The organism is Roseburia sp. 1XD42-69 (assembly GCF_003612565.1).
GTDB lineage: Bacteria > Bacillota > Clostridia > Lachnospirales > Lachnospiraceae > Roseburia_B.
The window spans coordinates 17,658-30,552 of sequence record NZ_RAZG01000013.1 but is presented as its reverse complement, the minus strand read 5'-3'; the positions used below and the strand labels follow the sequence as shown (position 1 = coordinate 30,552).

General features: G+C 43.0%; 15 protein-coding genes. 12 read left to right on the top strand and 3 right to left on the bottom strand.

Annotation, left to right across the window (positions count from 1 at the left end):
* From D7Y06_RS08650 to D7Y06_RS08635, 4 genes are read left to right on the top strand one after another with little or no spacing between them, the layout of a single operon-like run.
* Positions 1-801, top strand: coding sequence for a metal ABC transporter ATP-binding protein (locus D7Y06_RS08650; RefSeq protein WP_120407411.1), 801 nt, complete (start codon positions 1-3; stop codon positions 799-801).
* The gene (locus tag D7Y06_RS08645; RefSeq protein WP_120407410.1) at positions 792-1,610 is read left to right on the top strand and encodes a metal ABC transporter permease; all 819 of its coding nucleotides are present in this window, start codon (positions 792-794) and stop codon (positions 1,608-1,610) included. The genes D7Y06_RS08650 and D7Y06_RS08645 overlap by 10 nt, the downstream gene beginning before the upstream one ends.
* Before the next feature lie 29 nt (positions 1,611-1,639).
* Positions 1,640-2,386: a peptidylprolyl isomerase gene (locus D7Y06_RS08640; RefSeq protein ID WP_120407409.1), complete on the top strand. Its 747-nt coding sequence runs from the start codon at positions 1,640-1,642 to the stop codon at positions 2,384-2,386.
* Between the two features lie 32 nt (positions 2,387-2,418).
* Positions 2,419-2,601 (top strand): DUF4250 domain-containing protein, encoded by a 183-nt coding sequence (locus D7Y06_RS08635; protein ID WP_120407408.1) that lies wholly within the window; start codon positions 2,419-2,421, stop codon positions 2,599-2,601.
* Between the two features lie 58 nt (positions 2,602-2,659).
* Here D7Y06_RS08635 and proC read toward each other — a convergent pair whose 3' ends face one another.
* Positions 2,660-3,463 (bottom strand): pyrroline-5-carboxylate reductase, encoded by an 804-nt coding sequence (proC, locus tag D7Y06_RS08630; protein WP_120407407.1) that lies wholly within the window; start codon positions 3,461-3,463, stop codon positions 2,660-2,662.
* Positions 3,464-3,641: 178 nt separating this feature from the next.
* On the opposite strand from proC, the gene D7Y06_RS08625 reads away from it, so the two are divergent.
* Positions 3,642-4,670, top strand: a complete 1,029-nt coding sequence (locus tag D7Y06_RS08625) for a hypothetical protein (RefSeq protein WP_120407406.1) — start codon at positions 3,642-3,644, stop codon at positions 4,668-4,670.
* A 53-nt stretch (positions 4,671-4,723) separates the two neighbouring features.
* Here D7Y06_RS08625 and D7Y06_RS08620 read toward each other — a convergent pair whose 3' ends face one another.
* The gene (locus D7Y06_RS08620) at positions 4,724-5,518 is read right to left on the bottom strand and encodes an enoyl-CoA hydratase-related protein (RefSeq protein ID WP_120407405.1); all 795 of its coding nucleotides are present in this window, start codon (positions 5,516-5,518) and stop codon (positions 4,724-4,726) included.
* 235 nt (positions 5,519-5,753) lie between these two features.
* On the opposite strand from D7Y06_RS08620, the gene mutY reads away from it, so the two are divergent.
* Entirely contained in the window at positions 5,754-6,848 is a 1,095-nt protein-coding gene (gene mutY / locus D7Y06_RS08615; protein ID WP_120407404.1) for an A/G-specific adenine glycosylase, read from the top strand.
* Positions 6,849-7,174: 326 nt separating this feature from the next.
* On the opposite strand, the gene D7Y06_RS08610 is transcribed toward mutY, so the two are convergent.
* On the bottom strand, positions 7,175-8,437 hold the full coding sequence (locus tag D7Y06_RS08610; RefSeq protein WP_120407403.1) for a 6-phosphofructokinase: 1,263 nt from the start codon (positions 8,435-8,437) through the stop codon (positions 7,175-7,177).
* Between the two features lie 179 nt (positions 8,438-8,616).
* Between D7Y06_RS08610 and glf the strand changes: the two genes are divergently transcribed.
* The 6 genes from glf (at position 8,617) to D7Y06_RS08580 (ending at position 12,858) form a co-directional block, all read left to right on the top strand.
* A complete protein-coding gene (gene glf, locus D7Y06_RS08605; RefSeq protein ID WP_120407402.1) occupies positions 8,617-9,780 on the top strand; it encodes a UDP-galactopyranose mutase in 1,164 nt (387 codons plus the stop codon).
* Between the two features lie 24 nt (positions 9,781-9,804).
* The gene (locus D7Y06_RS08600; RefSeq protein ID WP_120407401.1) at positions 9,805-10,821 is read left to right on the top strand and encodes a glycosyltransferase family 2 protein; all 1,017 of its coding nucleotides are present in this window, start codon (positions 9,805-9,807) and stop codon (positions 10,819-10,821) included.
* Between the two features lie 109 nt (positions 10,822-10,930).
* Positions 10,931-11,263: a DUF4190 domain-containing protein gene (locus D7Y06_RS08595; protein WP_120407400.1), complete on the top strand. Its 333-nt coding sequence runs from the start codon at positions 10,931-10,933 to the stop codon at positions 11,261-11,263.
* A 28-nt stretch (positions 11,264-11,291) separates the two neighbouring features.
* On the top strand, positions 11,292-11,657 hold the full coding sequence (locus D7Y06_RS08590) for a DUF4234 domain-containing protein (protein ID WP_120407399.1): 366 nt from the start codon (positions 11,292-11,294) through the stop codon (positions 11,655-11,657).
* Positions 11,650-12,033, top strand: a complete 384-nt coding sequence (locus tag D7Y06_RS08585; RefSeq protein ID WP_120407398.1) for a DUF2752 domain-containing protein — start codon at positions 11,650-11,652, stop codon at positions 12,031-12,033. The genes D7Y06_RS08590 and D7Y06_RS08585 overlap by 8 nt, the downstream gene beginning before the upstream one ends.
* 174 nt (positions 12,034-12,207) lie before the next feature.
* A complete protein-coding gene (locus D7Y06_RS08580; RefSeq protein WP_120407397.1) occupies positions 12,208-12,858 on the top strand; it encodes a DUF4190 domain-containing protein in 651 nt (216 codons plus the stop codon).
* The last annotated feature ends 37 nt before the right edge of the window (positions 12,859-12,895 follow it).

Genomic DNA, 12,895 nt, shown 5'->3' with positions numbered 1-12,895 from the left:
ATGAAGAAAATCAGAAAGCCCTGCGGGCTGCATTGCATAAAAATTAACCATCTGGGGGTTCGTTTAGGGGAGCAGGTGATTTTGGAGGATGTAAACCTGCACATTCACTGCGGAAGTTTAAATGTGATAATTGGAAAAAACGGGGCGGGAAAATCCACCTTAATCCGGGCCATATTAAACGATATTCCCCATGAGGGGGACATTGAATTTAAGGACAGGGAAAACGGCAGGATTCAGAAACTGAAAATCGGCTATGTGCCCCAGAGCCTGAATATTGAAAAAAGCACTCCCATTTCCGTATATGATTTAATTGCCAGTTACCATTACCGTTTCCCTGTATTTTTAAAAAAGAAAAAAAGTATTGCAGAGGAAATCAAAGAGGCTTTAAAAATATTTGAGGTGGAAGATTTATTGGACAGGCAGGTGTGCAAGCTTTCCGGGGGCCAGCTTCAGCGGGTGCTCCTGGCCATGGCAATTATGGACGAGCCAAACCTTCTTCTCTTGGACGAGCCGGTTTCCGGGGTGGACCAAAGCGGCATGGAGCTTTTTTACCGCACTATGGAATACCTGAAAGAAAATTTTGACCTGTCCATTATTTTAATTTCCCATGATTTGGACTATGTGGCGAAATATGCAGACCAGGTAATCCTTTTAGACCAGACCGTGGTAAAATCCGGCAGCGCCAAAGATGTTTTTGCAAGTGAGGAATTTAAAGAAATATTCGGGGGAGAGGAACTTCCGGGGTATGTGTCGAAAAAGAGAGACAGGGGAAAGAAGGCAGGTGAGATAACATGGGATTAGAAAGCCTTACGGCATTTTTTCAGTATGGGTTTATGAGGAATGCCTTTTTGGCGGTACTTATTATTACCCCGTTATTCGGGCTTTTGGGAACCATGATTGTCCAGAAAAAAATGGCGTTTTTTTCTGATGCCCTGGGCCATTCCGCATTGACGGGGATCGCCCTTGGGGTGGTTTTTGGCATTGGTGACACGAGCCTTTCCATGATTGTGTTTGCCGTGGCTTTTGCCCTTCTCTTGAATTTTATTGGAGAGAGGGTAGCGGCGTTTGATACGGTAATTTCCGTGTTTTCCTCCTGCAGCGTGGCTTTGGGCCTTGCAATTTTATCTGCCGGGGGAAATTTCAGCAAATATTCAAGTCTCTTGGTGGGGGATATTTTAAGTATTACCCGGGGGGAAATCCTGTATCTTCTGGGGATTTTTGCCTTTACCCTGGTCTTCTGGTGCTTTTGCTTTAATTATCTCAATGCGGCAAGCATCCACAGGACATTGGCAAAAGGAAGGCATATTCCTGTGAAACTGATGGAAAACCTTTTTGCGGTGGTGATGGCTTTGATTGTGATGCTTTCCATTAAATGGGTGGGAATTTTAATTATCAATGCACTATTAATCCTGCCGGCGGCGGCCAGCAGGAATATATCGGAAAACATGCGGGAGTATCATTTCTTTTCCCTGGTATTTTCTCTGTTTTCCGGGATTTTGGGCCTTTTTATTTCCTATTATACTAATGTGGCAACAGGGCCTATGATTGTGATTATCGCATCTGTGCTTTATTTTAGCACCTATGTGTATGCAGGTAAGAGGAATGTGTAAATTTAAATAAATAGAAAAAGGAGAAAGAAATGAGCGAAAAAATATTAGCGGTGGCAGCAGGACATGAGATTACGGAGAAGGAGTTAAATAACCTGATTGCAAATTATCCTCCCGAGCAGCAGGTTTACCTTTCCAATCCCCAGGCGAAAGACGAGCTTTTAGAGCAGTTAATCGGATTCCATCTTTTTGCAAAGATGGCAGATGAGGAGAAGATTAAGGAGTCTCAGGAATATAAAGAGACTTTGGAGAAGATGAAAAATGAGCTGGCAAGCCATATGGCGGCAACCTCTGTCATTGAAAAAGTGGCGGTGGACGAAAAGGAAATCAAGAAGTTTTATGATGAGAATCCGGGACAGTTTGTGGCAGGGGCACAGGTTTGCGCAAAGCATATTTTAGTGGAGGAAAAAGAGCAGGCGGAAAAAATCGCAAAGGAGATTTCGGAGGGAAAAGCCTTTGAGGAAGCGGCAAGGGAGTATTCTACCTGCCCGTCTTCAGAAAAAGGTGGAGATTTGGGATATTTTGGCAAGGGACAGATGGTTCCGGAGTTTGAAAAAGCTGCTTTTGAGGGAGAAATGGGGAAAGTTTTAGGCCCGGTAAAAACCCAGTTTGGCTATCATCTGATTCTTGTGGAGGATAAAAAAGAGGAAAAGAAAGTCTCCTATGAGGAGATTAAGGACAATCTTTACTCCCAGCTTCTGCAGCAGAGAAAACAGGAAAAATATGCGAATACTGTGAAGGAATTGGAGGCAAAATACGGAGTGGAGAGAAAAAAATAACTCTTTTATAAATTTAGAGGTGATGTGATTTTATGGAGTACAGTTTACCCAAAGACCCGGCAATGCTTTTAAGTTATGTGAATACACAGCTTCGGAACCGCTATGAATCCCTGGAGGAATTTTGTGCATCCCAGAACATAGCGGAGGAGACAATCCGGGATACCCTTCAAGTGCTGGATTACGCTTATGATGAGGGGAAAAATCAGTTTGTTTAAAGAAACTGTAAAGGCTGCCTGAAAATGATGTTTTGCAATTTTCAGGCAGTTTTTTCTGTTATTTCATTTCCTTTGACTTTGCCACACAGCTTCTCTGGGCGGAAATTACGGCATCCCGAAATCCCTTTTCCTCCAGTTTGGCCACAGCGGCAATGGTAGTGCCTCCCGGGGAGCAGACAGCATCCTTTAATTCACCGGGATGTTTTCCTGTCTCCAATACCATTTTGGCGGAGCCAAGGACAGCTTGAGCGGCAAATTTATACGCCTGGGTTCTTGTCATACCGTCTGCCACGGCGGCGTCTGCCATGGCTTCAATCATAATGTACACATAGGCCGGGGAGGAACCGCTGATTCCGGTAACGGTATCCATCAAAGATTCCGGCAGGGTTTCCGCTTTCCCAAAACTTTCAAAAATCTTTAGGATTTCCGCCATTTCCTCCTTGGTAACATGGCTGTTTTGGCACAGGGCGCTCATGGATTCCCCCACAAGGGCCGGAGTGTTTGGCATTACCCGTATCAGTTTAATATCTTTGTCAAATAGGGTTTCTATGGCATCCATAGTCTGTCCGGCGGCAATGGATACAATCAGGGCTTCCGGTTTCACCATGTCACGGATTTGGGGGATAACGCTTTTAAACAGAAAGGGTTTTACCGCCAGGAATAGAATATCTGCGTGTTCCGCCGCTTTGGCATTATCTGTGGTGGCTCTTATGTTATATTCTTTTTTTAATTTTTCACAGGTAAGATCTGTCTTTGCGGTGGCTGTGATATCTTCCGGGTCTGCAAAACCTGCTTTTAAGATACCGCCGATAATGGCAGATGCCATATTGCCGCCGCCGATAAAAGTAATGGATTTTTTCATAATTGACCTCCGTTATGTAAAGTTAAATATATTGTATCATGGATATTTTTAATTGGCAACAAATTGGGGTTTCTTAAGTTTTTATGAAAATTATATTTGGGACAGCCATTTTTAACCAATCTGTGTTAAGATAGGATTGAAGTGTAACTGGAGGAAAGTTCGGTCAGAAGGAGATATTATGAAGAAAAATTTTTTAAGACATATGGGATTATGTATACTGTCAGCAGTGATGATTTTTGCCTCCGGGTGCGGGGCGAAGGTGGAGCTTACGGTAAACAAGGATTTATCTGTGGATGAGTACAGCCAGTATTACCTTACGGAGCAGGAAATTGCCCAGCTAATCAACCATTTTGGGCCGGATGTGGTGGAAGAGCCCTTCCATAAGGTTACCATTAACGGAAAACAGTACAGCAGGGTGATACAGGAAAAAAATCATCATAAAAAAGGGGAGGCAGAGCAGTTTTTTGCGGAAATCAATAAGAAATATATCATTTCGGAGGGAAGTGCCTTTGCAGGTATGGAAGACGGGACAGAAATTGGCGAGGGAAACGCATTACTCCAGGAGGGAGTCCCTTCGATAGAATTTGCCGATGCAGTTGTGGAATGCCCCTATCCAGTATATTATACCAACGGTAAAGTGCGCCAGGACGGCAGGACTGTAGATTTTGATTTGCGCAAGTTAAAAGAGGGAGAGAAGTTTTACGCAGTTTTTGATAAAAGCCTTTATGATGTGGATAAAGTGGATTTTACCGGAGTAAAAAATAACGGCATTTATAATAACTTTAAAAAGGTGGCCATAAAATCCAAGGGGGTATTAACCTACGTGGATTATCAGGAAATCAAGGCGGATTACAGCAGCAACAGCAACAGCAACAGCGAAAGTATGGGAGTTACTACTGACGGGTACAAGAACTGGTATTTTGGAACAGACGGGGTATACAAGCTTCAGACGAAACTTTTAAACGGCAAAAAGAAAACAGTGAAATTCACCATTGATACCACAAAACCTAAGACAAACATGAAAAACAAAACCTATAAAAAAGGTGTGAAAATTACTTTTTCCGATAAAATTGCAGGGATGAAGTCCGCAACTTTAAACGGGCAGAAAATAAAAAGCGGAAAAAAGGTCAATAAGGCGGGAAGTTATAAGTTAGTGCTGACAGACAAAGCGGGGAATACGAAAAAGGTGAGTTTTAAAGTGAAATAAGATATAAACGAGGATGCGTAAGCATCCTCGTTTTATGTAGGAAAGGCAAAGATTTAGAAATCTGTCAAATCCGCTTTTCTCTTCTCTAAGAAAGCGCCCATGCCTTCTGCTTTGTCGTGTGTGGAGCAGGTAATGCCAAAGAGGTTCGCTTCCATTTCCACTGCGTTTTTAATATCCATGTCATATCCGTTGTTGATGGCAGCTTTTGCGATAGAAACTGCGTAGCTTCCTTTGGAGATGATTTTCTTTGCCATAGCAGTTGCAGTAGGCATTAATTCTTCTTTTGCAACAACTTTGTTTACCAGGCCGATGCGGTAAGCTTCGTTGGCGTCAATGTTGTCGCAGGTGAAAATCATTTCTTTGGCGCATCCCATGCCAACCAGACGGGCAAGTCTCTGGGTTCCACCGAATCCCGGGATGATTCCAAGACCGCACTCCGGCTGTGCAAAAGTTGCATTGTCGGAAGCGATACGGATATCACATGCCATGGAGATTTCGCATCCGCCGCCCAGGGCAAATCCGTTTACGGCTGCGATGGTAACCTGTCTCATATTCATGAGTTTGAAGAAAGGAACAGATGCCCTCATGCCAAACGCCCTGGCCTCTGCTGCGGTAAAGTTTGACATCTCAGCGATATCAGCTCCTGCAACGAAGGATTTAAACTCATTGCCTTTTTTGTCAGCGCCGCCGGTTAAGATAACGACTTTGATATCGTCTCTTCCCTCAATCTCAGTTAAAACTTCATTTAACTCGTCCAATGTCTCAGAGTTTAAAGCGTTTAAAGCTGCCGGTCTGCTGATTTTAAGTACAGCAATCTCATCTGCTACTTCCAATACTAAATTGTTCATTTTTTGCCTCCTAGTTTTAAAATTGCAGGGCCTGCCGTCCATCCCTGCTTGTTTACATCACATGTCAATTATACACCTCTTGCCGGGGTTTGACAATATTTTAACGAGGAGTAGTTGCAAAAAACTTTAAGGGTTTGCGCATATACACATTTATGAATCATATGTTATTGTCCTTGCGGAACTTGCCTTCGGGAAGTATAATAACATTATCTCTTTAAAGAGGCGGTTATTTCATATGAAGATAGAAGAATATAATTTAAAACAGCTTGTAGCTCCTCTCTTAGAATGGTACAAGGGCCATGCAAGAATCCTTCCCTGGAGGGAATTTCCCACGCCCTACAGGGTTTGGGTATCGGAAATTATGCTCCAGCAGACTAGGGTGGAGGCGGTGAAACCCTATTTTGAGAGATTTGTGGAGGCTTTGCCGGATATCAAAAGCCTGGCGGAGTGCCCGGAGGAGAAACTTTTAAAACTATGGGAGGGCCTTGGGTATTATAACCGTGTGCGGAATATGCAGACGGCGGCAAAACAGGTGATGGAAAATTATGAAGGCATGCTGCCGGAGGAATATGGAGAGCTTTTAAAATTAAAAGGAATCGGCCATTATACGGCAGGGGCGGTTTCTTCCATTGCCTACGGAAAGCAGGCGGCAGCAGTGGACGGGAATGTGTTGAGGGTAATTTCACGTGGGGCGGCAGATGAGCGGGATATTATGAAACAGTCCGTCCGTTCTAATATGGAGGGAGAACTTTTAAAAATCCTTCCCCATGACCAGCCGGGGGTCTTTAACCAGGCCTTAATGGAGCTGGGGGCCACCGTATGCCTTCCAAACGGGGAGCCGAAATGCGGGGCATGTCCCTGGGCTTCTTTTTGCCTGGCAAGGGCAGAGGATAAAATTTCATGGATTCCCGTAAAAAGTAAAGGGAAGGAGCGCCGCATGGAAGAGCGGACCGTGCTTCTTATCCGGGACGGAGAAAAAATTCTTTTGCGCAGACGTCCTGAAAAGGGGCTTTTGGCGGGGATGTATGAGTTTCCCAACATGGATGGTTTTCTGGATGAAAAGGATGCCTTAGAGCGGGTAAAAAGCATGGGGCTTTCCCCTCTTAGAATTGAAGCCTTAGAAAGTTCCAAACATATTTTTTCCCATGTGGAATGGCGCATGAAAGGGTATATGGTTAAGGTGGAGGCACTGGGGGAGGAGGAGTCCGGGTTTTTGTTTGCGGAAACGGCGGATTTTAAGGAAAAGTTTGCCATGCCATCGGCTTTTCGTACTTATGTGCAGTATTTGGATATATTGCAGGGAAAAGATAATATTGTACAGGATGATTAGAATTAAAAAAGAGGGAGCCGGTGCATAAGCACCGGCCTTTCATATGAAAAAGATTTTATTAAAAGTGAAGCAACTCACTATTTACTGGGAGGAACCTTGCTTAAAGCAAGGTATGAAAAGTTTTGTAAAAATTACGTGTAGCACTATTTGTTACTGTCGGGAAAATGTTCCCTCCGCTTTTGCGGTTGTATAAGTTGTTTCCTTAACTTATGAACTTAGTATAACCAGTATTTGTGACAGTAGTATGTTATATATATTAGAGTTTTGTAAATAAAATATGAACGAACAATTATGATAAAACCGGTTTGCAATTCATTTTCCAGCGGTTACCTGTTAAGAACCAGGTGTTGTGGAAGTCCGTTTACCATAAAGGGAGGGTAGTCACCCTGGATTAACGGTTCAATGTAATTAATAAACTCATCCGTGATGTAATTGCCTTCTTCGTTCACCCATTCTCTGGGAACCAGTTTTTCATTGTTGGCAATGCGGTGGACATCGTAAACCCCTGCGGAACTCATGTAAGGGTCATCTGCAATACGGTCGATGACAATCATCTTGCCGGAATCACCCTCATCCGCAGCTTTTACAGCAGCGCCGCCTACCATGAAAGCTTCGTTTATGTCCACACGGGAAGCCATATGGGATGCGCTTCTCTGAAGGGTGGAGAACTCAATGCTCCTGGTTTTGCACCCAAGTTTGGCGCCAAGGAATCCGGCCAGATATGCTGCGGTGCCCTGAAGCTGTTTGTGGCCGAAGGCATCCACATACTCCCCTCCGCCGGACAGTTCGCAGACATAGCGTCCGTCAGCTAATTTAATTCCCTCGGAGACAGCAATCACCACGGCGTCTCTTGTCTCCTGCATCTCCTTGACGTTCTCTAAAAACTTGTCGATGTCAAAGGTAATTTCAGGAAGATAAATCAGATCCGGGCCGTCACACTCTTCTGTGCGGGCAAGGGCGGTGGCACCTGTGAGCCAGCCGGCGTTGCGGCCCATGATCTCCAGAATGGAAATTGTCTTGTTGCGGTAGGAGAATCCAAGGGCATCCCGGATAATTTCCTTGGTGGAGGTTGCAATGTATTTTGCCGCACTGCCAAAGCCGGGGGTATGGTCGGTTAAGGCAAGGTCATTGTCAATGGTTTTGGGAACGCCCAGGAACTTTTGTTTGTGTCCCTTGACAATGGCATAGTCGAAAAGTTTTTTTATGGTATCCATGGAATCATTGCCTCCGATGTAAATAAAGGCTTCGATTTCCAGTTTGTCCAAAATGGAAAAAATTTTTTCATAGATTTCCGGGTTTTCATGAATCTCAGGCAGTTTATACCGGCAGGAACCTAAAAATGCAGAGGGGGTTCTCTTTAACACTTCGATATCCATGTCGGAATGAATCTGTGTAGAAAGATCCACATACTGTTCGTCCATAAGTCCCTGGACGCCGTTGAGCATTCCATATATGGTATGGAAACCACGCTCTTTTGCGGTTTTATACACTCCTGCAAGACTGGAATTAATAGCAGAAGTAGGGCCGCCAGACTGGCCTACAATAATGTTTCGTTTTTTGAACGCTGTTGTGTTTTGTTTTTTTGGCACAATCGATTCCTCCTTGTATTTATATACTCATCTTTTTTATCTTACAAATAATAAGCCAATCTTGCAAGTAAAAAATTAATATTCTTTTAATACGCAAAAAAAATGTGGTTTCCCATGAAAAAATGTGTATAATAGATAATATTGAACAGGAAAGGAAAGCAGAAAGAAGAGGTAGGAAGATGTACGACAGTATTGTAATCGGCTCCGGTATTGCAGGGGCCACAGCGGCCAGAAAGCTTGCCCAGGAGGGAAACAGGAACGTCCTGGTAATAGAAAAGCGCTCCCATATCGGGGGAAATTGTTACGACAGGAAAGATTCCCACGGGGTGCTGATTCATGAATACGGCCCCCACATTTTTCACACCGGTATTGAGAAAGTTTTTCAGTTTCTTTCCGAATTTACAGATTGGTATTTTTTCGGCCATGAGGTGGCTGCCAATGTGTCCGGCAAACTGATTCCGGTTCCTTTCAATTTAAATACGCTGCATATGGTTTATGACAAAGAGAAAGCGGATAGGCTGGAAAAAGTTTTGGTTTCTGAGTATGGAGAGGGCAGCAGGATTCCTATTATGGAGCTGCGGAAAAATGAAAACCCGGAAGTAAAAGCCATAGCCGATTATGTGTATGAAAATATATTTTTACATTATACGATGAAGCAGTGGGGACAGACCCCTGAGGAAATCAGTAAGGAAGTTACAGGGAGAGTACCGGTGGTGATTTCCCATGACAACCGTTATTTTGGGGATAAATACCAGGGAATGCCAAGGGAGGGTTACACCTACATGTTTGAAAACATGTTAAATCACCCTTCTATAACCGTTTGGACGGATACGGACTGCCGGGAAAAGTTAGAATTTTTGCCGGATAAAGTTCTTTTTCAGGGGCAGGAATTTACAGGGGAAGTGATTTATACAGGGCCTATCGACGAGCTTTTTGACTGTGTTTACGGCAGGCTTCCCTACCGGTCTTTAGACTTTCAATTTGAACATTTTGACCAGGATAGTTTTCAGGGGAGAAGCGTGGTAAATTACACGGTAAGTGAAGATTTTACCAGAATCACAGAGTTTAAATATCTCACAGGACAGGATGTGAAGGGAACAACAATAGTAAAAGAATATCCCTTTGCATACACAGGGGCTTTGGGGGAGATTCCATATTATGCCATATTAAATGAGGAAAATCAGAAGCTCTATAAGAAGTATGCGGATAAATTTGCAAATCTTTCCAATGTATATCTTTTGGGAAGGCTTGCAGAATATAAATATTATAACATAGATGCCATAACAGAGCGGGCTCTTGATATGGCGGAACATATTATCGCCGGAAAGCAAAATGGAAAATAAATACAGGTTATAAGGAGAAGCGGAATGAAATTATTATCGGTTGCAATCCCCTGTTACAATTCAGAGGATTATATGGAAAATTGTATCAAATCACTGCTCCCAGGGGGGGATGATGTGGAGATTCTTGTGATAAATGACGGCTCCTGTGATATGACAGGGGATATTGCGGATGCCTATGAGAAAAAATATCCGGGAATCGTCCGGGCCATCCATCAGGAAAACGGGGGACACGGGGAGGCTGTCAATGCGGGAATCCGCAATGCTACCGGTTTGTATTTTAAAGTTGTGGACAGCGACGACTGGGTGGAGGAAGACGCCTACCTGAAGATTCTTTCCAAATTAAAAGAGCTTGCAGGGGGAAGTGAAACCTTAGACATGATGATTAGCAATTTTGTCTATGAGAAACAGGGGGCAAAACGGAAAAAGGTCATGCGGTATACATCTGTTCTCCCTACGGACAAAGTGTTTGGCTGGAGCGATACCAGGCGTTTTCACAAGGGGCTGTACATTCTTATGCATTCCGTAATTTACAGGACAAAACTCCTCCGGGACTGCGGCCTGGAATTGCCGAAACATACATTTTATGTGGACAATATTTTTGTATATAAGCCCCTTCCGGAAGTGAAAAATATGTACTATATGGACGTGGATTTTTACCGCTACTATATTGGGCGGGATGATCAGTCTGTGAACGAAACCGTAATGATTAGCCGGATTGACCAGCAGATTAAGGTAAACAAAATTATGGTGGAGGCTTTTGACTTATGGAAAATTCCAAACAGGAAACTCAGGCATTATATGTTTAATTATCTGGAAATTATTACCGTCATTTCCACGGTGATGCTGATTCGTTCCGGCACCGAGGAGAACCTGCAGAAAAAAAGGGAGCTCTGGAAATATATTAAACAGCAGGATATCAGGCTGTTTCATCACTTGAGAACTGGAATTATGGGACATACTATGAATCTGCCGGGAAAGAGCGGCAGGAAAATATCTGTTGCGGCTTACAAAATTTCCCAGAAAGTGGTGGGATTTAATTAAAATATATGGCGGCGGGCCCGCTGAAAAAAGAAAATTCTTGAAATATCCTTCCTTTTCTGATAGAATGTTCTCGTTGCTATTTTGAATTACACATATGGAGGAAAGAGAAATGAGCGAAGGATTTGATAACGGAACATCTCAGTTCTACGGGGAGCCACAGAAGAATAACGGCAATAACGGAATGGCAATTGCTTCCATGGTGCTTGGGATTGTTTCTATTGTAGTTTTATGCTGGAGATTTCCTATTGGTTTGATTTGTGGGATTGTTTCAGCGATTCTTGCCATTGTGCTGGGTATTATGCACAATAAGAGAAACAGTAAAAACGGTATGGCTATCGCAGGTATAGTCTGTGGAATTATAGGACTTGTTTTAGCAGTTATATTGCTTGCTTTAGCGGCTCTGGGCCTTTTTGCAATGGGAGCTTTATTAGCCGGAATGTAATAAATCGATTTGAAGGGAGAGTTATATTATGATTCAAGAGAGAAATATTGCGCTTTGTATAGTTTTAAGTATTGTTACTTGTGGTTTATATGGTATTTATTGGTTTATCTGCTTGACAAACGAGATGAATGCTGTAGCCAAAGTGGAAGGGACATCCGGCGGCGTTGCTTTTCTGCTTTCTATAATTACATGTAACATCTACAGTTTGTACTGGGGATACAAGCAGGGTGAAAAGATTGACATTGCTAAGAGTAACAGAGGGCTTCCATCTAACAACAGTGGAATACTTTACCTGATATTGTGCATTTGCCTTCCCATTGTGGCATGGGCGTTAATGCAGAACGAGATAAATATGTTAGTCCGCATGGACGGCACAGGAAATATAGTTGGTTAAGAAGCGTTTATTATCTGTTTCTATAATTGCCCTGCTGCTTTTTGCAGCGGGATTTGCATATGGACTATTTTTTCAGTATACTGGTATTGGACTGCCCTGTCCGGTTCGGATGATCACAGGATTAAAATGTCCGGGATGCGGAGTCACCCATATGTGTGTTGCCCTGATGCAGCTGGATTTTAAAGGGGCATTTCGGGCAAATGCGGCAGTACTGCTGCTTATTCCGGTTCTGTCTGCTGTTTTTTCTAAGTATATAGTGGATTATATTAGAACGGGATATTTCCGTATGGGAGGTGTCCAGAATGTGATTCTTTGGTGCTGCATTTGTGTTTTGGTGTTGTTTGGAATTGGACGGAATATATTTCCTTTGTTGTAAACAAGGAGAAAAGAGAAGAGCAGGAAATCTTTTACGGATAACCTGCTTTTTTTCGTTAAAATTTTAGGAATCTGGAAGTTTATGGATACAAAAATAAAAGTTTTGCTACAAAAATAAAATAAAGTGTGATAAAATGTAACATGAATCATTTTATACAGTATAAGGAGTGAAAGTATGAGCGAAGAAAATTACAATACAGATTCTTCTGCGGAAGTGCAGGTTTCTTCCGACGCCCAGGAGAATCAAGGGCAGGGAAGCAGTTTTCAGGATGATTTCTCACAGGGGGGTTACAGGGAAGGCAATACAAATTACACTGGGACATATCAGGATAGTTCAGGAAGTTATTCCTATCAGGGAACGTACTACCAGAATTACGAGGAGCCGGTGCAGGAGAGCATGGGATTTGGAATTGCCTCCATGGTTTTAGGCATTATATCATTGGTGCTATTTTGCACCTGCTGCAATTTACTGCTGGCAGTTTTGGCAATTGTTTTTGGAATTATTCATCTGGTAAGATGTAAAAGCGGCAAGGGTTTTGGTATCGCCGGAATTGTTACGGCGGCGCTGTCCATTATTTTCTTCTTTGTCTATATTTTTGCATTTGCAGGCTCTTCTGCTTTTCAGGAAGAGTTCCAGAAAGAAGTCCAAAGACAATTCAAAAACCAAATGGAGCAGAATTTTGGGGAGGATTATGAAGAGTACTATGATTTTAATTTCCCATTTGATAATGACGATGATTCATTTGGAGATTACGGCGATTACGACGAAGAGGATGAAGAAAAGGATCATTCATTTGACGAGGATGAGAAGCCGGATACATTTTAATGCCGGGAAAAGACATAAATATAGAACTTTAGGAGGA

Bases quoted from the DNA above. Each gene is read 5' to 3' on its own strand.
- D7Y06_RS08650 (WP_120407411.1), top strand. From the start codon at position 1: ATGAAGAAAATCAGAAAGCCCTGCGGGCTGCATTGCATAAAAATTAAC.
- D7Y06_RS08600 (WP_120407401.1), top strand. From the start codon at position 9,805: ATGAAATTATTATCGGTTGCAATCCCCTGTTACAATTCAGAGGATTAT.
- D7Y06_RS08595 (WP_120407400.1), top strand. From the start codon at position 10,931: ATGAGCGAAGGATTTGATAACGGAACATCTCAGTTCTACGGGGAGCCA.
- mutY (WP_120407404.1), top strand. From the start codon at position 5,754: ATGAAGATAGAAGAATATAATTTAAAACAGCTTGTAGCTCCTCTCTTA.
- glf (WP_120407402.1), top strand. From the start codon at position 8,617: ATGTACGACAGTATTGTAATCGGCTCCGGTATTGCAGGGGCCACAGCG.
- D7Y06_RS08625 (WP_120407406.1), top strand. From the start codon at position 3,642: ATGAAGAAAAATTTTTTAAGACATATGGGATTATGTATACTGTCAGCA.
- proC (WP_120407407.1), bottom strand. From the start codon at position 3,463: ATGAAAAAATCCATTACTTTTATCGGCGGCGGCAATATGGCATCTGCC.
- D7Y06_RS08620 (WP_120407405.1), bottom strand. From the start codon at position 5,518: ATGAACAATTTAGTATTGGAAGTAGCAGATGAGATTGCTGTACTTAAA.
- D7Y06_RS08590 (WP_120407399.1), top strand. From the start codon at position 11,292: ATGATTCAAGAGAGAAATATTGCGCTTTGTATAGTTTTAAGTATTGTT.
- D7Y06_RS08635 (WP_120407408.1), top strand. From the start codon at position 2,419: ATGGAGTACAGTTTACCCAAAGACCCGGCAATGCTTTTAAGTTATGTG.
- D7Y06_RS08640 (WP_120407409.1), top strand. From the start codon at position 1,640: ATGAGCGAAAAAATATTAGCGGTGGCAGCAGGACATGAGATTACGGAG.
- D7Y06_RS08580 (WP_120407397.1), top strand. From the start codon at position 12,208: ATGAGCGAAGAAAATTACAATACAGATTCTTCTGCGGAAGTGCAGGTT.
- D7Y06_RS08645 (WP_120407410.1), top strand. From the start codon at position 792: ATGGGATTAGAAAGCCTTACGGCATTTTTTCAGTATGGGTTTATGAGG.